This window comes from Paenibacillus mesotrionivorans (assembly GCF_046098205.1).
Lineage (GTDB): Bacteria > Bacillota > Bacilli > Paenibacillales > NBRC-103111 > Paenibacillus_AR > Paenibacillus_AR mesotrionivorans.
The window spans coordinates 58017-78940 of the sequence record NZ_JBJURJ010000028.1; the positions used below are offsets into that span (position 1 = coordinate 58017).

A 20924-nucleotide genomic window follows, 5' to 3' on the forward strand; every position below is an offset into this window, starting at 1 on the left:
TAAACAAACACGTTGAATCTCTAACGGACCACAGCGCCGTTATTTGCACCTAAAACGGAGTTGTGGAATTCTAACGGACAGCAGCGCCGCTATTAGCCCCGGCCCCTGCTCTTTCCGGTCATTTTAGCCAGAATAGCGGCTGTAGCCGCCGTTAGAATTTCAAAAGCGTCAAATCCGCGCCAATAACGGCTGTGGCTTCCGTTAGCTCTTGAGCTCCAACGTTTGGTTCAGCCCTGACTTCCGTTAGCTCTTCCGCTCTACCGCTTGCGCAGCTCCTCGAACTTGGTCCGCAGGGCTTTCTCCACCACCTCCGGCACCAGATCCTCCACAGGACCGCCGAACATGGCCACCTGCTTGACCACACTGGAGCTCAGATAGGAATATTGGGTGCTGGACATCATAAAGAACGTTTCAATTTCATCCGAAAGCTTCCGGTTTACGGATGCCATCTGCATCTCATATTCAAAGTCCGAAACTGCCCGCAGTCCTTTAATGATGACATGGGCGTTTTTTTTGTGGATATAATTCACCAGCAGATCATCAAAGCCGTCTATTTCCACATTGGGGATATCCCTGGTTACCTCTACCAGAAGCTCCATCCGCTGCTGCACCGTGAATAACGGGGACTTGCTGGCATTGTTCAGCACCGCCACAATCACCTTATCGAATACCTCCGCCGCACGGTGGATAATATCCAGGTGACCGTAAGTCACCGGATCGAAGCTTCCCGGACAGACAGCAATGGTTGGCTCATGCCCCAAACGTTTCATCGAAATACACTCCTTTTTTCAGCCGCGTTTCTATGTAATCGTGCCGGGGCCTCATAACGGGGCATCCAGCAATGATCGAATATCGGAAATTCCCTACAAGCGCCTTAATCGGCTTCGGGGTTCCATAACATCCTCCGGCCTGCGGCAGGGGCCGTGTTATTCGAAACTCAGGATTCCATTCCTTGCGGCAAATCCTCGTGCTGATAATCATAAATCGCTACGGCCGTCTCCCCATAAAGGGCGAGCTTGCGGCATACAAACGGACCGAAGGCCTCCGGATAACGGAAATCCGAAGCATGCTCCACCAGCACCACCGCCTCCGGAGCAAGCAGCCCGAGGCTATGCATCTCCCCCATCAGCTTGTCCGCTGTTTTCATACGGTACGGAGGATCGAGAAATACCAGCGCAAAGCGGTTTTCGCTTTCCTTCTTGGCCAGCACCTTCAGCGCACGCTCCGCTTCATTGCGGTAAACCTCCGCCTCCTGCTCCAGCCGGCATGCCGCCAGATTCTCACGGACCACGTCGATGCTCTTTTTGTCCATATCCACAAACACAGCCCGGTCCATCCCGCGACTCAATGCCTCAATCCCCAAACCGCCGGTACCGGCAAACAGATCCAGGACTATCCCCCCGTCAAAATAAGGCCCGATCATGCTGAATATGGCTTCCTTCACCTTATCCGTGGTGGGCCGGGTTCCCATGCCGGGAACAGCCTTCAGATGCCGGCCCTTGGCCGTACCCGAAATGACTCTCATCTTTATTTTGCTCCTATTCTTGAGAAAACTGAAGTGCCCGGCCGCATGCAGATGGCCACACTTTCGTTGCTTATCGTACCATATCCGTATCCATTTTCCCAAAAATATTCTTGCCGCTCCTGTATAACATTTCCTGCAGTGGCAATGCTATTGATATCGGCATCCCCGGATGCCGGTTAACCGTGTGAAGGATTATGCGACTTTTCTTCATAAGCCCTTCGTCCGGTTTCTCCTCTCCCATGATGGGGTGATTGGCAACAATTGCCCCGCTTGTTCTGGCTCATACACACAAAAACCCTTGCGGGACAAGGGTTTTGTATGACTCGGAGGGCGCGCCGTTATTGCGGTGTCGCTCTATTTTTTTGTGAGGGACCTTTCATAAACGCCGAATGCAGCAAACCTGCCGCAGCCCCCACTGCAAATCCCACAGCGTGCACGAATAAAGCGTCCACTCCAAACAGATTCACAGCAAGCAGGATAATGATTGCGGATTTTTCCTGTGCGGAAAGATTGGTCCTATGCTTATTCGCAACATGATACACCAGCCACATTCCAAAAAGCGCAAAGGTGCCTACAGAGGGTGAGAATGATATCAGCGGTTTATAGAGTCCGGCAAATAAACAGCCGTTGATTAGATAGCTTGCAAAGAGAACACTAAAGGTCAAACGCCCGCCTGCCTGTTTCTCCACACGTTTGCCTATGAAGTGAACTGCCCAAATATTGAAATAAAGATGAAGGATTCCCGTATGGCCCAGCCCGTAGGTAAGCAACCGCCAGTATTCGTAATGGGACAAACTGTAATAATCCAGTGACAGGAATTCTGCCACAGGACCGTAGCCACCAAAAACAAGTCCCCCAAGCAATTTCATAGTAATGGGAGAAACCGCCAAATTAACGACCGTATCACAAATGAATATCACAGCCCAGAGATAAATCAGGATACTGGTAACTTTGGTCCGGTGGGAAAAGGCGGCATATCCGGATAACGCGTTCATTGAGGCAAGCCCCGCTTTCACCCGTAAATGAATTTCCATATTGGACCAAATTGTAGCATAATATCCTCATTTATCCCATCATTTTTTATTGATTTATTGGTCTGTACCATCAGACAATTCTTGTTTTCGCAAACGCATACATTTGTACTGCACAGCCCACATTGTCTCTCCTCATTTTATTCGAAAATTATAGGCCCGCCACTCTTTTCAAAGCCTTGCCTCCGGTGCTAAAATCGGGTTAATAACGTTGGGAGGGACTTGTATGCGCGTGCATGATATCACACTGGCCAGTGACTTCTCCCCTGATGATTTGAAGCATATTTGTATGGATGCGGGCCGCTTCCATTCGGACATTGTGCTCTTAAGGCAGGATCTGGTGATCGATGTGAAAAGCCTGCTGGGCATGATGACCTTTCCCCTGAAGAAGGGCTCCGTCATAACTATACGGACCCGGGGCAAGGATGAGGAGGAAGCGTTGGATTTTATGTGTAGATTAATGGAGCCTTGCTGAACTCCGCTCTTATGCGGAGTTTTTTTTGTTTGCGCGAATTCCCAGCGGACTCCAGGGGCGTTATTTCGCGGAAAACCGGTGTTTTTTCATTGTAAAAGACAGGAGATCCGTTATTCGCATCAAAATCACCCGGATGAGCGCTTTCCAAAGCAAATAGCGTATCCTGTGTCCGTAAAACATAAAAATGGAGGAAAACCAGCCAAATAGCGTACCTACGGTCCGGATAGACGAGAGCCTCTCCTCCCTACACAAAAACATGCTCGCCTTGAGCGCCAACTCCAGTTCTCCCACCCGAAGCCGAATCAGCAAACGTCCTGCAATTCATCCGATACCTTCGTCTCCAACCGTGCTCCATCCGAACACTCGCTCGATACACCATCCGATATGCCCCGTCTACACGCTGCCCCTATCCGCACCCGACATCCCATCTCTCTACCCCTCAAAACCGCTGCCCCTATCCGCACCCGGCATCCTGCAGCTCTACCAATCAAACCCGCTGCATCAGCGACTCCAGCACCTGCCACAGCCGCTCCATCTCACCGTCGGTTCCCACTGTGATGCGCAGCTTATCCCTCAGTCGGGGGTAATCAAAATAGCGCACATACACCCCCTGATCCGACAGTCCTTCATACAGTCTCAGCGCTTCCTGCGCACCCCCTTCCTCCGGCATCCTGCACAAAAGAAAATTGGCGGAGCTGGGCAGCACCCTAAACCCCGCTCCTTCAAACCGCCGGGTATACATCTCGCGTGTGCGGATGATCCTGGCGGCGGTTTCCCGCAGGTAGTCTCTGTCCTGGAGTGAGGCCAAGGCCATACGTGCGCTTAGGGCATTCACGTTATAGATGTCCCGTCCCTTGTTCAAGGCCGCGATAAGCTCCGGAGCCGCCACACAATAGCCAACCCGCGCACCGCATAAACTGTACGCCTTGGAAAATGTGCGGAGCACAATCAGATTGGCGCGTTTCTCCACCAGCTCCATGGCCGAGGAGCCGGCCGGGGCAAAATCCGTATACGCTTCGTCAATTACAACCAGTCCCCGGAACCGGCTCACCAGTTCCACCACACGTCCGCTCTCCAGCAAAAGTCCCGTAGGCGCATTGGGATTCACCAGGATGGCCGCTTGGCCTCCACTGGCCACCACCCTATCCACATCCACCTCATACCTGCTGTTCAGCGGAACCCGGCATACCTCCGCCCCCTGAGCCCAAGCGGCGGTCTGATACAGCCCAAAGGTGGGGTCAGGCAAGGAAACAGTGCCGCCCGCCCCCACAAACACCTTCATAATCAGCGAAATCACCTCGCTGGAGCCGTTGCCGATGAAAACCTGGCCGGGAACCGTCCTGTGCATCGCTGCCAGGGCCGCCCGGAGCTCTTCCACACTTTCGCCGGGATAAAGCCGAAGCTCTGCCGGATCCGCCGACAGCAGAGCCTCCCGCACACGGGGGGAGGGCGGATACGGATTCTCATTCTGGTTCAGCTTTACCGCTGATTCCCCAGGACGGGGAGCCTTTCCCGTCTGATACCGGGGCAAATTGCGGATATGGGGAAGCACAAAGCTCATTTGGACAACCTCCTGCCATTTGGTTTATGCTAAGTGTATCCGCAAGTTGTCATCCGGAAAATATACAGATTTCGCATTTCCTGAGTGACAGATTATATAGAGTGTCAGCCAAAAAGGAGCATACCCGGATGGACATCACCCCCAAGCTTGACCTTACTTCCGGCGAGGCGTTGTACATGCAGCTGTACCGCAGCATCCGGGAGGATATGCTGCAGGGCCGGATTCCGGCGGGGGCGCGTCTCCCGTCCATCCGCAGCTTATGCCGGCGGCTTTGCTTAAGCCGGACACCGGTTGCACTTGCCTATGACCAGCTGCAAGCGGAGGGTTACGTGATCAGCAAACCCCGCTCCGGACTCTTCGCGGCGGAGCTGCCTTCCATGGGGATATCCGGATCAACCATGGAGGCGCAATCCCCCGTTCCGCCCAAAAATGCGGAAGCTGCCGACGACTTCGGAACACCTCCCCTGGTGGACTTCAGCTACACAGCTGTGGACTTAAAGGCTTTTCCCGCCGTACGGTGGCGGCGTTTCCTGAACCGCAGCCTGCAGGCGGAAGCCAATCCCATCCTGCTCTACGGAAACCTCCAGGGGGAGCAGAGGCTGCGGGAGCAATTGGCCTCTTACCTGCACCAGACCCGGGGCGTACGCTGCCAACCAGAGCAAATCGTCGTAGGGGCGGGAACCTACCATTCTCTGGATCTTGTGCTGCAGCTGTTGGAGGGGGAAGTGGACATTCTGGCTTCCGAGGAATCGGTCAATACCGGGATCAAAGCCCTCTTCCGCCGCTTCGGCTATTCCGGCCGCTCCCTTGTGCCGCTCCCCCTAGAGCCGGACGGAGTTTCTCTTTCCTCCCTAGCCGCTTCACCGGCCCAAGCCGTTTATTTGACTCCATCCCACCAATTTCCCTACGGGATGATTCTCTCCGCCGCCAAACGGCTTCAGCTGCTGCAATGGGCGGAGTCCTGCAACGGTTATTTGATCGAGAATGATTATGACGGCGAATTCCGCTACGGAGGAGCACCGGTACCGTCTCTGCAAGGTATGGACCGGTCCGGCCGGGTGATCTATGTGGGAACCTTCTCCCGGGCGCTGACTCCCTCCTTCAGGCTGAGCTACCTGGTTCTGCCCTGGGAGCTGGTGAAACGCTTCAAACAAGGAGGGCACAGCTATGACCAGCTGGCTTCTCCGCTTTTTCAGGAGACATTGCGGCTGTTTATGGAGAACGGGGAGCTGGAACGCCATATGCGGCGGATGCGGGTGGTTTACGAGCATAAACATACCGTCCTGATGAGGGAGCTTCACAACAGCTTCGGAGACCGGCTGCAGGTGATCGGGGCAGGCTCCGGCCTGCACGTGCTGGTGAAGCTGTCCTCCGGCGGGGAGGAAGCAGATATGATCCGGAAGGCTGCCCGCTGCGGCATAACAGTGTATCCGGTATCGGCGTATGCCCTGACGGTACACAAAAAAGCCGAAGGCTCCGTTTTATTGGGCTTCGGCGGTTTGGATACGGAGGCCATCCACACAGGTGTGCGTCTGTTGGCTCAGGCCTGGCTTCCGTAGATAGGGCGTCTTTCTAGATTCTCTTCATTTTCATGTTGATAAAATTCCTTCCATTCGTCTTCGCTGCAGAAGCTGCAGCTGGCCAGCACCTGGTTATGCCTAAGCCGGATGGACAGCATATGGATATGGCTTAACAGCTGCTCCCGCAGCATATCATCCAGGACAAACTCCACCCCATATTCATATATTCCGCTTGGCAGCAGCTGCTTCCGGAGTACACAGCCCAGAAGCTTCAGCTTGGAGTGGAACAGCTCGATATCAAACTCCAGCAGCAGACTTTCCAGAAGGGGCAAATCCAGTCGGGAGTGCATCCTGATCCCGCCTGCGCTGATATCCGCTATATAGGTGGTTCCGTTGTTGGAGAGCAGCTGCGTATTGTTGAAGCCGATGATTCGGAATTTGGCCGCCAGCGGAACTTGGAGGGTCAGCCGGTAGAATTGCCGTTTGTTCGGGGTCGCCATCAAGCACTCCGCTCCTTATCTCAGATATGTATAAAGTCCTGATCCTTTGCGCCTATACAACAGGGTAATATAGGTCCAAGGAATAATCAAGCCCGCTTTTGGCAGCTTCATGGAGAAGTGCGCAAGCGGGCCTGCTTTTATTGAAGAGAATGCAGCATACCGGATTCCCCGTTATCCGGGTCGGAGTTACCGGCCAATTCCTTCCTTCGTGCCTCGTCCGCCACAGACGTCATGGCAGTTAAGCCTACACTGGCGGAGGTTGCCGCATTGGCGGATTCAAACTCCACTTTCAGGTTTTCCAGAACCTCTTCCTCATTCCTGGGCATAAAATCCCTCCTTTAGGATGTGCTTTGTAGTAGCACCAGGGATAGTATACCGCCCAAAAAGGAAAAGAATGTAACTGGTTTTTGGATCAGCCCTTCGTCCCCAGCTTGCCTCCCTTGGAATGCATGGAGAGCAGGTTGGTGTCGATGGAGAAGGTGAGATTCTCCCGTTCACGGGCCCGCTTCAGGGCCAGCTGGATTAGGCGGGAGGTGAGCTCGGTGAAGGTTTTGCCGCTGGGCTCCCACAGATAGAAGGACAAGGAGCCGGGAATGGTATTGATTTCATTAATATAGATTTCATCCGTAGCCGTATCGATCAGGAAGTCAATCCGTGAGACACCTCCGGCGCCAAGCTCCAGGAAGGTTTTCACCGCCAGATCCTGTACCTTCACACGGGTTTCCTCCGTAATGTTGGCGGGAATGATCCGGGCGGAGCCGCTCATGCCCTTGGAGGCCTGATTCATATATTTATCCGCGTAGCTCAGGATTTCGCTGGTTTTGCCCACTTCCTCAATAATAGAAGGCAGTGCCTCTTCGTAATCCCCCAGCACGGAGCAATTGACTTCCTTCAGATTATCCACCATTTTCTCGATGAGGACCTTGTGTGAAAAATTCACCACCAAATCAACCGCCTGCTCCAGCTCATCCGCATTCATAGCCCGCTCCACGCCTACGCTGGAGCCCAGGTTGGCCGGCTTCACAATGACGGGATACCCCAGCTCGGTTTCCACCCGCGCCAGGCATTCCTCCCGGTTATCCGCCCAGGCCTTGGAATAAAACCACAGGTAGCCGGTTTGGGGGAGCCCCGCTCCCTTGAGGATGGTTTTGGCTGCAATCTTATCCATGCCGATGGCGGAGGACAGCACGTCACAGCCCACATACGGGATTTTGTTCATTTCCAGAAACCCCTGCAGGGCGCCGTCTTCACCGTAAGTGCCATGGGTAACGGGGAACGCTACATGAATTTCATCTACAATGTTCTTTGTTTTGAACAAACCCGGCTTCGGGTCCAAAAGCAGATGCCGTCCGTTTTCGTCGGTGAACAGCACCACCCGCTTGGCTTTTTTCTTAAGGGCGGCCACATCCTTGAACTCCTCCACGGAGGACAGCTCCGGGCCTGTGTACCATTCCCCTTGTTTGGTTATATAAATCGGCACACCTTCATACGCGCCTGTATCCAAAGCATGCAGGGCCTGCAGGCCGGAAATAACCGACACCTCATGCTCCACGGACATGCCGCCGAATAATACGCCAACTCTGGTTTTCATAGAAAATGCCTCCGGTTTATTCATTATAGTTGTCAGGCAGATCATTCTCCAGAAGCACGATGCTGCCCGGCTCCGCTACCTCTCTCATCACGGTCATTGCTTCCGTGAAATTACGCACCACTGTCAGCCGCTCTGGCGGGTAACCGGCCTCCTTGAGCCCCTGCTGGATGGGCGCCGTTTGTTTGGGGCCAACCAGAATAATGTAGTCGCACGCTTCCGCCGCGAAGCTGCCGAAGGCCTTGTTCAGCTCGAATTCCTTCTCACCCAGCTCAATCATACCCGGGGTAATCAGAATCCGTTTGCCGTCCATCTTCTTCAGCACCTCCAGAGCGCTCCGGGAGCCCACGGGGTTAGAGTTGAAGCTGTCGTCAATAATGGTAATGCTGCCGTTTTTGCGCAGCTCCAGCCGGTGCTCCACGGGTTTGATCCGCTTGACACCCTTGGCAAGCTTATCCAGCTGCACCCCCAGCACATGCCCGCAGGCGATGCAGGCCAGAATATTGGTCACATTGTGTCCGCCCAACAGAAGGGTTTCCACCCGTGCCGTCTCCCCAGACGGGGCCACAACCGTAAAGGCAGTCCCCTTGACGGATACGGTAACATCAATAGCCCTGTAATCCGCTTCGGGATTGCGGAAGCCGAAGGTAATCCTTCTGCAGGCCAGCTTCGCCTGGTAGGACATCACATTGGGGTCATCCGCATTCAGAAAAGCGGTGCCGTCCGCCGGCAGAAACTCCGGCAGCTCGTATTTGGTCCTCTGCACATTCTCCAGTGTCTTGAAGGATTCCAGATGCTGGGGCCCGATAGAGGTGAGGATCCCGTATTTGGGCTGGGCCAGCTCACACAGCTCGCGGATATCGCCCAGCTGCTTCGCCCCCATTTCGGCAATAAAAATCTCATGGGTTGGACGCAAATGCTCTCTGACCGTACGGGTGATGCCCATAGGGGTGTTGAAGCTTTCCGGCGTCATGAGAACGTTGTATTGCTGGGACAGAACGGTATGTAAAAAGTGCTTGACGCTGGTTTTGCCGTAGGAGCCGGTAATGCCGATGACTTGCAGCTGCCCCATACTGCGGATGAGCCTTTTAGCATCGTTCAGATAGCTGTTGCTGATAGCTTTCTCCATGGGAGCGTTCACGGTGTTGGCGGCTATTACGGCTGCAAAAGGAAACAAGGTCAAAAGCGGGAGCAGCAACAAACCGTAAGTGAAGCCGTTAAGCGCCGGAATCAATCCAAACGCACCCACTGCCACAGCCAGTACGGCTGCCGTTGCGGCAAGACGCTTCACCCGGTTGGTGAAAACCAGCTTCTTCTTATCCTTTTCCTTGGGACGAAGCAGAATAAGCAGAATATAAACGGCGGTTAACGCAATAAAACCCGCCTCTTCAAAGCCGAACAGCGCCGGAATTGCAGCTGCCAGCGGAAGCCATTCCCGAACCGCCAGTGTGGCGTTCCAATTGTTCTTGTTCCAGTTCCAATAACGGGAGTTGCGGTATGAGTTGAGCTGCAGCATGTGGATGCCCCGGCGGATGCGCAAAGCGGCGTGTCCCAGCCAGGCCAGCCCGGCCAGCAGCGCGAATGTGAGAGTCATGGGGAAAGGCTCCTCCTCGTTTATTTATCCTTGTCGCTCTCCAGAAAATTGTTCAGAATAATCAGGGTTTCCCGGGGGCGCTGGGCATACACCCAATGACTGCCGCCCTTCATGGTCACCAGCCCTGCATTGGGGATCAGCTTCTCCATGAGTTTGCCGTGTTCGAGAGGAGTAGCCGTGTCCAGCTCGCCCCAGATGAGCAGGGTGGGAGCCTGAATCTTCGGCAGATACGCCTTCAGATCCTCGTTCACCAGCTTCACCAGGGTTTGGCGCATCAGCGGTGTGGCTTGTTTGTAGTCGTCGGAGCCTGTGGATTTGCGGAAGCGCTCCAGAATCTGCTCACGCTTGCGCCTAAGCCCGGGAAGCTTCAGCAGATGCTTCGCCGCCTTGTAGGAATAAACGCGGATATAATAGGAAGATTTACGTTTGGGTTTAAGACCTGCGCTATCCAGGAGGATCAGCTTATGCACCGGATTCCGTGAAGCATAGCGGATTGCAGTCCGCCCGCCGTGGGAATGGCCCATGATAATGGGGTTTTGGATGGCCAGCGCCGCATTGAATTTTTCCACGAAGGAGCAATATTCCTCCACTCCCCAGGGAACGGGAGGTTCGCCGCTTGCGCCAAAGCCGGGGAAATCCACGGAGATGACTCTGAAATGTTTATCTAAACTCTCTGCCACAAAGGAAAAGCTTTCCTTGTTAGCTCCCCATCCGTGAAGCAGCAGCACTACCTGCCCGCTTCCCGAATCCGTATATGCGATATCGATCCCATCGATCTTTATTTTCAACGCCCATCAGCATCCTTTGCTCTCTTCATCATAACCATTATACATAAAAAGGCCAAAAGTATTCCCCTCACGGGAAGACGCATTGGCCCCTGTCTATTAAACTATTGCGATTCAAGCCGGTTCGCCAACCAAATCATCATAACAGAATCGCTTAGGGGTGACAACACGCAATGAAAAAGTAAGATTATTTTAAGCTGAAATTAATCTTTTTCTTTTATAATAGATATCAAAGATTCCAATCAGGTAGGTGATCCGGCATGCCAATGCTCATTCAATTCCAAAACAAGGTCATTCCCGTATACATCAAGAGCAGCAAATCCTCCAAAAAAGCCATCGACCTCTTGGTAAGCGCACTGGAGCTTAAAGTGATGTATGGAAAAGCCACCATCAAAAAATGTCTCGAATCTCTGATCAGTGTAGAAATCGACGGCAGCGAGGCATTTCTGCACAGCTTCAACGAGCGGGACTCACTGGCGCTGTCTCTTTATTAGAATTAAACGCATATTGCTCTGAGCTGCGAAAACGCCTATGAACAGCCCTTCACACGGGGCTGTTTTTATTTATATGCGGCAAAGGCTGTGAGGTGATGCGGTATTTTTTTTGCGGAAGCCGCCGGGTGGGTGTTTTCCCTGCGTTTCTTGCGGGTAAGTTCTATATTAGAGGAGTTTTCTATATACATGGCAGTAGTCCAAGTCAGTGATGTACATAATCGGCTCCCCAAACTCAAAAATGAGGTGATCGGTCATGCAGCCCTACCCTCCCCGGGATAACGGATTCGACCCGACGGACATTGAAGCCAACAAGGGAATGGCAATCGTTGCCTATATTCTGTTTTTTGTGCCGCTGATTGCGGCCAAAAATTCCCGGTTTGCCATGTACCATGCCAATCAAGGATTGACGCTGTTTTTAGCCTTCGCCGTCTGCAATGTGGTGTTGGGGATACTGCCTTTTATCGGCTGGTTTTTGCTGCCGCTGGTCAACCTGGCATTATTCGTTCTGATGGTGCTTGGAATTATCAACGCGGCCCAGGGCCAGGCCAAGCCGCTGCCGGTTATCGGCGCTTATACCCTTATCAAATGACGCTGCCTGCGCGAGACACAGCACCCCGCTATCCGGAGAACGGGAGCGGGGTGTTTGGGTTGTCTGTATTGGTGTTTATTTATTCCGCAGCGCCGGACCCGGCCTTCGCTTTGGCGGTTTCCTCCATGAGCTTATGCAGTGAAAAGACGGCATGCTCCGAAGGATCGCGGTTCATCAGATACATCGTCATGAAATATTGCAGCGGAATCGCGCAGGTATTGGGGCCATCGGTAATGGTCGGGAATCCCAGCTCCAGCACGGGACCCAGCTGTTCATTCACTTCGAGATCCACATACACCTGATTTTCCTCGGTAAACTCTTCCTGCACACCCTTCATGACCAGCGGCAGAACTACTTCCTGAAGCACCTTATTAGCTTCATCATCGGTTTCCGGCGGATTGGGGAAGCCGCGGCTCTCCCCGGCCTGGATCATATCATAGAAGAAGGAGGCCAGCCACAGGGGCGGATTGGCATTATTCTTATACACTTGGATCAATTCTGTCAGCATAAAGCCGCAGGTATAGAATTTGCCGTCCTTTTGGAGCCGGAAGGCAAACAAATGGCCAAATCCCGGGTGAAGGGCAACCTGCCCGTCCACCTCATAATCCTTATATTCATCCGCAAGAATATTGCGAGTCAGCTCAAACCAGGCCTTGACCTGCTGTTCCATCTCCTGCTGTTCCTTGGCCGCTTCCTCTGCCGACTTATTCGTCTCGTTATCACTCATTGTAAAAAAGGAGCCCCCCTTCAATTCCATCCTTTTTATCTTACCATACTTTCGGAGGAAAAAGAAAAGCTCATTTCTGGCGGAAGGTATACGTATTGGCGTGATTAATTTCCAGCTTCACCTGTACCTCCTTCAGCTTAAAACGCGGAAGCAGCGGTTCGCCGGAATCATGAGCAGCCTTCCACACCGCATTCTGTTTCCGGTAAAGCTCCTCCTCCAGCCCAAGCAAATCCATATTCTCCCTTTGGCCCTGCTCAAAAGAAGCCTTGATTTCATCTTTAATTTTTTGGATGCCAGCCTCGGTAATGTCCTGGAAGCTTACGGTTTCATCCGTATTTTTCTCAATCATGTTGGCGCGGGTAATCAGATTGATGGTCACCTGCAGCTCCTCCCCCTCCGGGTTAATGTCCATAGAGGTGCGGGGATTGCGGATTAGGAGGAGAACATTTCCGCTATCGGGGAGATTGACGGTCATGGGATACCGGAAGACCCGGTAGAACTTTACAAAACGGGTACCGCGGATTTTGGATTCCGGCACATAACCCTGGAGCGTATTTTTGCTGACCACGAATAATCCGTCCGTCCGGGAAAGGGGCGGCTGCTTTCCGGCATTGGTCCATATCCTGTTTTGGCTGGTAATGGACGGAACCAACACTGTTGAGGCCGGCTCCCGGATGCCATTCATCAAACGCTGGAGGTGGATCGGCTCCACATCCGAGCTTTGCCGGTAAATCGAGGTTGGTTCGAACATAACCGTGGTCTGGGCGGACAGATTCAGCAGGGTCATGGAGGACAGAAGGTCTTCCATGGAGTCGCGTGTGCCGTAAATCCAGGGTGTATATCTCATTTCCCGGGAACGCAGAATGCTGGAGAATACTTCATCCATCTTGGATTTCATCACCGATTCCGAAAGAATCACGGCCTTCACATGGGTCCAGACGGTTTGCTGCTGGGAGGAATCATAAATGTGGTTCAACGCAGCCATCATACTTTTCCCCTCGCCCTTTCCCACCCAGATGGCCTTGCTGCCGCTTTTGGACTGGGCATCACCACTTTCCCGCTTGGCAATGCTGGTGAAGTCGATCAGTTGGGCATAGACCACATAATGATCCTGGGCATAATCTACCCCAATGGCTGTAATGAAGTTGGTATTCTGGGCCTCTCTCATATCCCAGCATCCCGGCAGTACCAGCAGCATCCCCGCGATTACAGCCGCTTTGGCCAAATTGATCACCGGTTACGGTCCAATCCGGAGGTTTGGTCCACCGGGTCCAGGACATCCGGCCTCTTGACCCGGTTCATACTGGGCCTCATCAGGATGCCCGCCAGGAAATCCTTGGGATTAAACGGGGTTACCGGCGAGAGATACGGAACCCCGAAATGCTCCAGCGAGGATAAGTGGACCAGCAGCAGCAAAAACGCCATCATAAAACCGAACAGTCCGAAAAAAGAGGCGCATCCCAAAATTAAAAAACGGAGCTGGGCCACTGTTCCGTTCAGGATGGGGTCCACCAGCGTATACGAGGCAATAATGGAAATCGAAATCATCACAATAACGGTAGGGGAGGTAATGCCCGCCCGGATGGATGCGTCACCGATAATAATGCCCCCCACCACGGTGACCGTCTGGCCGATGGCCCGCGGCAGCCGCCTGCCCGCTTCCGCGAAGATATCGAACATCACCAGCATCAGGAAAGCTTCAAGCCCGACGGGCATAGGAAGCCCCTGACGGGTATTGGCTATGGTGGCCAGGAGAGGGAGCGGCACCTGGTCCAGATTGAAGCTGGTCAGCCCCACAAAAAAACCGGGGAGAAACAAAGAGATCAATAGTCCGATATAACGAAGCACCCGCTGCATGCTGACAATATGGAAGGGCATGTTGGCGTCCTCGGAGGACTTCAAGAGGCTGAACAAAGTAGCCGGGGCAATGGTTGCCATCGGAGAGCCGTCGGACATCAGCACGAAGCGGCCGTTCAGGAGGGAATCCGCCACATAATCCGCCCGGCCCGTTGTGTCCGCCACTGGAAACAACGACTTCAATCGCCGCCCGATGACCATTCTCTCCACCATGGAGGTGCCGATAACCGCATCCTGGTCGACAAGCTCAATTTGTCCGCGGATTTCCTTCAGAATGTCGGGGTTGATAATATCCTGCATATACAATAGCGCCAGCTTGGTCTGTCCCCGTTTGCCTTTATTAAACAGCTCCACACAGAAGGATCGGGTACGCAGACGTTTGCGGATCAGTGCGATGTTCGTATCAAGATTTTCAATAAAGCCGTCACGCGGCCCCTTAATGGAGGGTTCCATGGCGGACTCCTCCGGTTTGCGCCCGGGCATATCCGAAATATCCATGGTATACACGGCATTCTGCCGGAGATGAACCACTATCAGCTGGCCGCTGAAAACCAGACGGGTTGTGACGGTCAGCCACTCGTCCTCATCCTTGACGAGAGACAGAGGCAGTGCGGTCAAATCGGCCAGATATCCGGACTCTCCGGAAGTAAGCTCGTTCCCGATTCCCTCCAGGCGGGGGATGATGAACTGGGAGAGTTCCTTCTGATCCGCCATACTGCCGCAATAAATTAGAACCAGCGCGGAACGGGGCTCCTTCCCGTACCGGAGGGTATGCAGCGTAACATCGCCGCACAGGCGAAAATAATCATAGTAGAATGCTTCATCCGCCGCCTCCATGGAGACGGTGTTTCCCCCGTTTGAGCCGGTCTCATGACTGTTCGGGCTGTTGACGTTGCTGTTGACGTTGCTGTTGACGCGGCCGCTGGCGTTGTTGTCCAGATTGTCCACGGGAATCCCCCCTCCTTCCGGCCTTGGCGGCAATCACCCCCAAACCGGCTGCCGCCAGAGCCAGCAGTGCCAGGTTGGACGGATAAAGCCAGTCCACCGTAATTTGATGCATGTATACATCGCTGATGGGCGCCAAACCGATTAAGACCAGCACCACACAAATGAACAGCAGGGTGGTGTTTTTCTTCCGATCGGTTTTAATTTGCCACATTTCAACCGTTACATACAAAAGGAGGCATATCCGCAGGAAAGAACCGGCCAACCATTGAAAAATGGAAAGGAAATCCGTCTGGGAAAGAAATTTCCCCACCGTAGCCAAACGCCATTCCTCATAAGCGGGAAACCGCAGGTGGACTGCCTCATACGGATTAAATTCCACAATGGCGCCGATCACGGGACCGAAGGTGATGCCCAGAATGCAGAAGCCCAGGATCAGCAGGCTTTTGAGACTGATTTTGCTACGCAGGCCGGATTGAAGCAGCAGAAACAGCAGCAGCTCGAAGGATCCCGCCATCACATACACCGTTCCATTGACTACAGGCCAGATGCCATGCTCCAGCATTGGAAACAGCTGGTTATAGTCCTTGTACTTGATATTGATGGACGCAATGGTAAAGCCGAACAGGCAAACCAGCGGCAGCAGAATTCCTGCCGTATTGGCAATCGCCCGCAGCCCCTTGCTTGAGGCTCTGTAGCAGACCAGCATCAAAAACAGGCTGGTTACTCCCATCGGCGTGTTCAGCAGGAAGTTAATCCGTGTCCATAACATAGTTTCATACATGGTCGAGAAGATGTTGACCACGGCATATAGCGTGAACAACAGCCGGAATGCCACCGATACCGGACGGCCTGCATGGCGGATAATCCAGCTGTCCAAGGGTTCGTCTCCCAGTTTATTGGCGATAAAACGCATGGTAAACAGCAGCAGCAGCATGGCCGGAGCGGAGCAAATGATGCATAACCAGGCATCCCGCCCGGAGGTGCGGAGTAAAGCCGGAATGATAAAGACGTGATTGGTCATACCCACAGCCATCATCATAATCATGGCACCCTGTAGAAGAGTAGGCAGGGGGGATTTCATCGGCTTCACTCCTTGCCCTTCTTTTGATGTCATTTTTCTCCAAGGTGGGCCAGGGTATGCATGTTTATATCAAAAACCTATCAAAAAAAGCCGTGCCATACTCTTTGAAAACGCAAAAAAAGCCTCCGCACCGCGGAAGCTCTCTCGTAAAAAGGGCTGCGCCCCTCTTGGTCATCTACTGCCGTTCCCGCATCATCTGCTGCCATACGGTGCCTTGGGCTTCGGTATTGCTGGTAATCCGTTCAATAGCCAGGCGGACCTGGAGCCGGATCTCGAATTCGGTATCCTCCTTCGCCTTCTCCAAAGCGGCCAACGATGAGTTTCCTGCCGCTTCATACAGGAAACGTGCTGCTCTCCAGCGCACCAGCTTGCTGGGATCGGTTAATGCCTCCTCCATTGCCGGTACGGCTGCAGGATCACCTCTGTCGGATATGCTGTCTCCGGCTGTTCTGCGAATTACAGGTGAGGAATCCTTCATGGCGTTGATCAACAAAATCAGAGGCTCCTCCCCCTCCACGCCCCCGGCCAATACCACGGCAAGCCGGCGGACGGAAATATTGCGGTCCAAAAGCGCCTTTTTGAGGAGCGGTAACGTGTTGGAATCCGCCTTGATCCGGGAAAGGGCCGCGTAACGCACCTGCCAGTCGGGATCATCCAGCTGCCTCTCCAGCTCTTCGGCTTCTTCCGCGGGGAGTTGGCGGGCCTCTGGCTCCTTGGCGTTCTCCGGGATTTGGTAACCGTGGCCGGCTGCAACGGACTGGCGCACCAGCTCATCCAGCCGCTCCGGACCGAATTCCGCCTCCAGCTCGCTGACCACCTGGTTCAGAACCTCCTCCAGCTCGCCGTACCGGACACCGCGCTCCTCCAGCTTCCGCTCCATAATCAGATTGGGTGAGGCCAGACCCGCTTCCGTGGCCGCCATCTGAAAACGCTCCGGCAGCGCCGCCCGTTTTTCGGACGTGGCCGTGCTGACCCGGACCTGCATGGGGATTCCCCTGAAGGTCTGCACCCGCACAGTCAGCTCGCCATAGCCGCTCTCCTGCTGTCCGGGTGCCCCTGGAATCCCGGAGGAGGATGAGGCGCCTTGTCCGGCTGCCGTTCCCAGCACCGCTTCCGCTGCTGCCAGAATAGCTGCCCAATCACCCCGGGGATGCCGCTCCAGGGCAAGAAAGTCCGCTGTTTGGAATACCCCCGTCACACCCTCAATTGCCAAGAGCTTACGGATATAAGCAGGAGCCGTGTCATCCCGGCCCCTTTGGACATCCAGCCGTACACCCGGATTAAGCCGGGTATCCAATGTTAATTTCATGGAATTGGGGCTTGGAGTCGGTTCAATTTTGACAATTTTCATGAATCCATCCCTTCCTCTCATCACACTGCCATTATAGCACATACTAAATAAAGCCTAAAAATGATCCCCGGTTGGATCCGCACTCCGCTCTGAATGAGGGTAAAACGCCCAAAAACCCTTGCATTCAAAATAAAAACAAAAACAAAACAAAATTTCTTCACAAATTTCTCTAAATTGGGGCTTCATTTTTGGGCTGGACTGGCTTAAAATAAAAGCATCTAGAGCGAATCAAAGATATTCAAAACCCGCATCTGCTCACACACTACGGTTTTCCAAGGAGGAGCTTGTTTTATGCAATTCGAATATTTGCACCCGGCCGACCAGATTATCATGATGATCCAACGTATTTACGGCTACGGCATGACCACTACGTCAGGCGGCAACCTGTCCATCCTCGACGACAACGGGGATATCTGGATCACCCCTGCGAGTATTGATAAAGGCAACCTGAACCGCGGAGACATTGTTTGCGTGAAGGCTGACGGCACTGTAGTCGGCAAGCACAAACCCTCCAGCGAATTCCCTTTCCACCAAATGGTATTCCGCACCCGTCCCGACCTGAAGGCCATTGTTCATGCCCACCCTCCCGCACTGGTTGCATTCAGCATCGTGCGCAAGGCACCTGACATGCACATGCTTCCCTTCGACCACGCCCTCGTCGGCGAAGTTAGAATCGCAGAATACGGCCTGCCGGGCAGCGCAGAGCTGGCAGACAAGGTTGCGGCTGTATTCGCACAAGGCTATGACTCCGTTATGCTGGAGAACCACGGCGTTGTTGTAGGCGGCAAGAACCTGTTCGACGCCTTCAAGTCCTTCGAAACCCTTGAATTTATGGCCCGCATCGAGATCAACGCCCGCCGCATCGGTACTCCGGTATCCCTGACCGACGAGCAGCTGGAGCAGGCCAAGAGCCGCAAGCCGCTTGAAATGACCGACTATAAGCCGGAGCGCTTCAGCTCCGAGGAACGGGAAGCCCGCCGCGAAATGTGCCGCCTGATCCAACGTTCCTATGACCAAGGCCTGTTCACCAGCGGTCAAGGCTCCTTCTCCCAACGGCTGTCCGACGGTTCCTTCATCATTACGCCTTTTGGTCTGGACCGCAAGTATCTGGAACCGGGCGATCTCGTAGTTGTGAAGGACGGCGCCAAGGAAGCTGGTAAAACCCCGAGCCGCGCAGTCGCTTTGCACCAAGAAATCTATAAGGCCCAGCCTCATGTGCAGTCGGTGATCATTGCCCACCCGCCCTACAGCATGGCCTTTGCCGTTACCAGCGCAGGCTTCGACTCCCGGACCATTCCGGAGAGCTACATCCTGTTGCGCAGAACTCCCCGCCTTCCTTTCGGCGCTGCGTTCCTGGAACCGAAACAAACAGCGGAAGTATTCACCAAGGACAAGCCGATTGTTATCTGCGAAAACGACTGCATCATCGCAACAGGCAACTCTTTGCTGAATGCATTTGACCGTCTGGAAGTGTGTGAGTTCAGCGCGCAAGCCATTATCTCTGCAGGTGTACTGGGCGATATCGTCCACATCGACGAGAAGCAAGTCTACGATCTGGAAGTTGCCTTTAACCTGCTGTAATTTGCAACAATAATACGTATCTGTCGCGCTATCCACCCTGCCGGTTGCATCCACGATGTTCCTGGCGGGGAGGACAGTGTGTAAAGATAGCATGTTTTTGGTCTGGTATGTGATTTTTTTCGCAAACGCTAAATTAAACCTATTCTATGGAGGATGATCTCTATGTTGGCTGTTCGCAGACTGTATTGGCCCGCCATTAACCTGATTGGACCCGGCTGTGTGAAGGAAATCGGACAGGAAGTAATCAACCTGGGCAAAACCAAGGCTCTGTTCGTAACCGACAAGGTATTGAACCAAATCGGCGTAGTGAAGCAAGTGACCGACGTTCTGGATGCAAGCGGCATCACTTATGTAGTTTATGATGATGTGAAGCCCAACCCGACTACCCAAAACGTAAACGACGGTCTGGCCCTGTACAAGGAAGCCGGCTGCGACTTTATCATCTCCCTGGGCGGCGGCTCCCCGCAGGATGCTGCGAAGGCCATCGGTATCCTGTCCACCAACGGCGGCAACATTGTGGATTATGAAGGCATCGGCAAGTCCAAGAACAAATCCGCTCCTATCATCGCCATCAACACCACTGCCGGTACTGCATCCGAAGTAACCGTGAACTACGTGATCACCGACGAGCACCGCAAAATCAAAATGGTTATGGTTGACCCCAACTCTCTGGCAACCGTTGCCGTTAACGATCCCGAGCTGATGGTGAAGAAGCCCAAGGGCCTGACTGCCGCTACCGGTATGGACGCTTTGACCCATGCTGTTGAAGCGTATGTGACTGCAGGCGCTTTCCCGCTGTCCGATGCTATCGCTCTGCAAGCGATCAAGTTCATCGCCAACTCCCTGGAAAAAGCCGTTAACAATGGCGCCGACGTGGAAGCCCGCTCCGAAATGGCTTGGGGCTCCTTCACAGCAGGCCTGTCCTTCTCCAACTGCGGCCTGGGCATCGTGCACAGCATGGCTCACCAGCTGGGCTCCGAGTATGACCTGCCCCACGGCGTAGCCAATGCCATCCTGCTGCCGTACATCATGGAATTCAACCTGGATTCCGCACCGAAGAAGTTCGCTGAGATCGCCGCAGCTATGGGCGAAGACACCTCCAAGGCAGCCAATGAGCTGGAAGCCGCCAAGCTGGCACTGGAAGCGGTACGCAAGCTATCCAAGGCTGTTGGCATTCCTTCCTTGAAGGAAACCTCCTTCAACCCGGACGATGCCGCCAAGCTGGCAGCACAAGCCATGAACGACGTATGTACCGGCGGCAACCCGAAGCCGGTTACTGCCGAAGACATGATCGCCCTGTATCTGAAGGCGTACAACGGTTAAGTTCCAAGCCCATATCCCGGGAGTTTATTGGACCCGGTGCGAGAATCCCTGTTGCGGCTGCTATTGCAGCCCGCGGCGGGGATTTTTGTTATGTCCGCACAGCCGCATATTTCCAGACATTGGACTGCATACTACTGGAAGCAGAATTCCTAGGATTCCGCCTGGGCGATGATCAACACCGCAGGGCTGCGGGGTCTGGACACTTCGGGGCTGGGCGCTTCGGGGTTTGGACACCTCGGGGTTCGGGCACTTCGGAGTTTGGCCTCTTCGGGGTTCGGGCACTTCAGGGTTTGGCGTTGGCGCTAACGGCCCCAGGAGCACTAGCGATGCGTCAAACCTAACATGGAATTATCCAATATTCCTAAATATGGGTTAATTTGAACGTTGTCACCTG

General features: G+C 53.8%; 20 protein-coding genes. 6 read left to right on the top strand and 14 right to left on the bottom strand.

Annotated elements, in window-relative coordinates; all coding sequences use genetic code 11:
- Positions 1 to 257: 257 nt before the first annotated feature.
- The 3 genes from coaD to ACI1P1_RS28770 all read right to left on the bottom strand — a co-directional run bounded on the left by coaD (position 258) and on the right by ACI1P1_RS28770 (position 2520).
- A complete protein-coding gene (gene coaD / locus ACI1P1_RS28760; RefSeq protein ID WP_416220027.1) occupies positions 258 to 770 on the bottom strand; it encodes a pantetheine-phosphate adenylyltransferase in 513 nt (170 codons plus the stop codon).
- Positions 771 to 937: 167 nt separating this feature from the next.
- Positions 938 to 1525, bottom strand: coding sequence for a 16S rRNA (guanine(966)-N(2))-methyltransferase RsmD (gene rsmD, locus ACI1P1_RS28765; RefSeq protein WP_416220028.1), 588 nt, complete (start codon positions 1523 to 1525; stop codon positions 938 to 940).
- A 338-nt stretch (positions 1526 to 1863) separates the two neighbouring features.
- Positions 1864 to 2520, bottom strand: a complete 657-nt coding sequence (locus ACI1P1_RS28770) for a rhomboid family intramembrane serine protease (RefSeq protein WP_416220030.1) — start codon at positions 2518 to 2520, stop codon at positions 1864 to 1866.
- 262 nt (positions 2521 to 2782) lie between these two features.
- On the opposite strand from ACI1P1_RS28770, the gene ACI1P1_RS28775 reads away from it, so the two are divergent.
- Positions 2783 to 3031: an HPr family phosphocarrier protein gene (locus ACI1P1_RS28775; RefSeq protein ID WP_416220032.1), complete on the top strand. Its 249-nt coding sequence runs from the start codon at positions 2783 to 2785 to the stop codon at positions 3029 to 3031.
- 487 nt (positions 3032 to 3518) lie between these two features.
- Here ACI1P1_RS28775 and hisC read toward each other — a convergent pair whose 3' ends face one another.
- On the bottom strand, positions 3519 to 4592 hold the full coding sequence (hisC, locus tag ACI1P1_RS28780; protein ID WP_416220033.1) for a histidinol-phosphate transaminase: 1074 nt from the start codon (positions 4590 to 4592) through the stop codon (positions 3519 to 3521).
- Between the two features lie 128 nt (positions 4593 to 4720).
- Between hisC and pdxR the strand changes: the two genes are divergently transcribed.
- Positions 4721 to 6151 (top strand): MocR-like pyridoxine biosynthesis transcription factor PdxR, encoded by a 1431-nt coding sequence (gene pdxR, locus ACI1P1_RS28785; RefSeq protein WP_416220035.1) that lies wholly within the window; start codon positions 4721 to 4723, stop codon positions 6149 to 6151.
- Here pdxR and ACI1P1_RS28790 read toward each other — a convergent pair.
- The 5 genes from ACI1P1_RS28790 to ACI1P1_RS28810 form a co-directional block, all read right to left on the bottom strand.
- Positions 6133 to 6612 carry a PilZ domain-containing protein gene (locus tag ACI1P1_RS28790; protein ID WP_416220037.1) on the bottom strand — a complete coding sequence of 160 codons (480 nt, stop codon included), beginning with the start codon at positions 6610 to 6612 and terminating at the stop codon, positions 6133 to 6135. The two genes, pdxR and ACI1P1_RS28790, sit on opposite strands and share 19 nt — an antisense overlap.
- A 137-nt stretch (positions 6613 to 6749) precedes the next feature.
- Positions 6750 to 6938, bottom strand: a complete 189-nt coding sequence (locus tag ACI1P1_RS28795) for a hypothetical protein (protein WP_416220038.1) — start codon at positions 6936 to 6938, stop codon at positions 6750 to 6752.
- A gap of 86 nt (positions 6939 to 7024) precedes the next feature.
- Positions 7025 to 8203, bottom strand: coding sequence for a D-alanine--D-alanine ligase family protein (locus ACI1P1_RS28800; RefSeq protein WP_416220039.1), 1179 nt, complete (start codon positions 8201 to 8203; stop codon positions 7025 to 7027).
- Positions 8204 to 8219: 16 nt separating this feature from the next.
- Positions 8220 to 9794: a UDP-N-acetylmuramoyl-tripeptide--D-alanyl-D-alanine ligase gene (locus ACI1P1_RS28805; protein WP_416220040.1), complete on the bottom strand. Its 1575-nt coding sequence runs from the start codon at positions 9792 to 9794 to the stop codon at positions 8220 to 8222.
- Between the two features lie 20 nt (positions 9795 to 9814).
- A complete protein-coding gene (locus ACI1P1_RS28810; protein ID WP_416220041.1) occupies positions 9815 to 10582 on the bottom strand; it encodes an alpha/beta fold hydrolase in 768 nt (255 codons plus the stop codon).
- 257 nt (positions 10583 to 10839) lie between these two features.
- Between ACI1P1_RS28810 and ACI1P1_RS28815 the strand changes: the two genes are divergently transcribed.
- Positions 10840 to 11073 carry a hypothetical protein gene (locus ACI1P1_RS28815; RefSeq protein WP_416220042.1) on the top strand — a complete coding sequence of 78 codons (234 nt, stop codon included), beginning with the start codon at positions 10840 to 10842 and terminating at the stop codon, positions 11071 to 11073.
- Positions 11074 to 11326: 253 nt separating this feature from the next.
- A complete protein-coding gene (locus ACI1P1_RS28820) occupies positions 11327 to 11662 on the top strand; it encodes a DUF4870 domain-containing protein (RefSeq protein ID WP_416220043.1) in 336 nt (111 codons plus the stop codon).
- Positions 11663 to 11741: 79 nt separating this feature from the next.
- On the opposite strand, the gene ACI1P1_RS28825 is transcribed toward ACI1P1_RS28820, so the two are convergent.
- The 5 genes from ACI1P1_RS28825 to ACI1P1_RS28845 form a co-directional block, all read right to left on the bottom strand.
- Positions 11742 to 12389: a hypothetical protein gene (locus ACI1P1_RS28825; protein ID WP_416220044.1), complete on the bottom strand. Its 648-nt coding sequence runs from the start codon at positions 12387 to 12389 to the stop codon at positions 11742 to 11744.
- 70 nt (positions 12390 to 12459) lie between these two features.
- Positions 12460 to 13623: a Ger(x)C family spore germination protein gene (locus tag ACI1P1_RS28830; RefSeq protein WP_416220045.1), complete on the bottom strand. Its 1164-nt coding sequence runs from the start codon at positions 13621 to 13623 to the stop codon at positions 12460 to 12462.
- Complete coding sequence (locus ACI1P1_RS28835; protein WP_416220047.1) at positions 13620 to 15194, bottom strand: spore germination protein; 1575 nt, start codon at positions 15192 to 15194, stop codon at positions 13620 to 13622. The genes ACI1P1_RS28830 and ACI1P1_RS28835 overlap by 4 nt, the downstream gene beginning before the upstream one ends.
- Complete coding sequence (locus tag ACI1P1_RS28840) at positions 15115 to 16275, bottom strand: endospore germination permease (protein ID WP_416220049.1); 1161 nt, start codon at positions 16273 to 16275, stop codon at positions 15115 to 15117. Before ACI1P1_RS28840 ends, ACI1P1_RS28835 begins: the two co-directional genes overlap by 80 nt.
- Positions 16276 to 16450: 175 nt before the next feature.
- Positions 16451 to 17626, bottom strand: coding sequence for a virulence factor (locus tag ACI1P1_RS28845; protein WP_416220050.1), 1176 nt, complete (start codon positions 17624 to 17626; stop codon positions 16451 to 16453).
- 291 nt (positions 17627 to 17917) lie between these two features.
- Between ACI1P1_RS28845 and ACI1P1_RS28850 the strand changes: the two genes are divergently transcribed.
- Both ACI1P1_RS28850 and ACI1P1_RS28855 read left to right on the top strand, forming a co-directional pair.
- Complete coding sequence (locus tag ACI1P1_RS28850; protein ID WP_416220051.1) at positions 17918 to 19207, top strand: class II aldolase/adducin family protein; 1290 nt, start codon at positions 17918 to 17920, stop codon at positions 19205 to 19207.
- Positions 19208 to 19372: 165 nt separating this feature from the next.
- The gene (locus tag ACI1P1_RS28855) at positions 19373 to 20530 is read left to right on the top strand and encodes an iron-containing alcohol dehydrogenase (RefSeq protein WP_416220060.1); all 1158 of its coding nucleotides are present in this window, start codon (positions 19373 to 19375) and stop codon (positions 20528 to 20530) included.
- Positions 20531 to 20924: the final 394 nt, after the last annotated feature.

Coding starts and splice junctions, on each gene's coding strand:
- coaD (WP_416220027.1), bottom strand. CDS start 770: ATGAAACGTTTGGGGCATGAGCCAACCATTGCTGTCTGTCCGGGAAGC.
- rsmD (WP_416220028.1), bottom strand. CDS start 1,525: ATGAGAGTCATTTCGGGTACGGCCAAGGGCCGGCATCTGAAGGCTGTT.
- ACI1P1_RS28770 (WP_416220030.1), bottom strand. CDS start 2,520: ATGAACGCGTTATCCGGATATGCCGCCTTTTCCCACCGGACCAAAGTT.
- ACI1P1_RS28775 (WP_416220032.1), top strand. CDS start 2,783: ATGCGCGTGCATGATATCACACTGGCCAGTGACTTCTCCCCTGATGAT.
- hisC (WP_416220033.1), bottom strand. CDS start 4,592: ATGAGCTTTGTGCTTCCCCATATCCGCAATTTGCCCCGGTATCAGACG.
- pdxR (WP_416220035.1), top strand. CDS start 4,721: ATGGACATCACCCCCAAGCTTGACCTTACTTCCGGCGAGGCGTTGTAC.
- ACI1P1_RS28790 (WP_416220037.1), bottom strand. CDS start 6,612: ATGGCGACCCCGAACAAACGGCAATTCTACCGGCTGACCCTCCAAGTT.
- ACI1P1_RS28795 (WP_416220038.1), bottom strand. CDS start 6,938: ATGCCCAGGAATGAGGAAGAGGTTCTGGAAAACCTGAAAGTGGAGTTT.
- ACI1P1_RS28800 (WP_416220039.1), bottom strand. CDS start 8,203: ATGAAAACCAGAGTTGGCGTATTATTCGGCGGCATGTCCGTGGAGCAT.
- ACI1P1_RS28805 (WP_416220040.1), bottom strand. CDS start 9,794: ATGACTCTCACATTCGCGCTGCTGGCCGGGCTGGCCTGGCTGGGACAC.
- ACI1P1_RS28815 (WP_416220042.1), top strand. CDS start 10,840: ATGCCAATGCTCATTCAATTCCAAAACAAGGTCATTCCCGTATACATC.
- ACI1P1_RS28820 (WP_416220043.1), top strand. CDS start 11,327: ATGCAGCCCTACCCTCCCCGGGATAACGGATTCGACCCGACGGACATT.
- ACI1P1_RS28825 (WP_416220044.1), bottom strand. CDS start 12,389: ATGAGTGATAACGAGACGAATAAGTCGGCAGAGGAAGCGGCCAAGGAA.
- ACI1P1_RS28840 (WP_416220049.1), bottom strand. CDS start 16,275: ATGAAATCCCCCCTGCCTACTCTTCTACAGGGTGCCATGATTATGATG.
- ACI1P1_RS28845 (WP_416220050.1), bottom strand. CDS start 17,626: ATGAAAATTGTCAAAATTGAACCGACTCCAAGCCCCAATTCCATGAAA.
- ACI1P1_RS28850 (WP_416220051.1), top strand. CDS start 17,918: ATGCAATTCGAATATTTGCACCCGGCCGACCAGATTATCATGATGATC.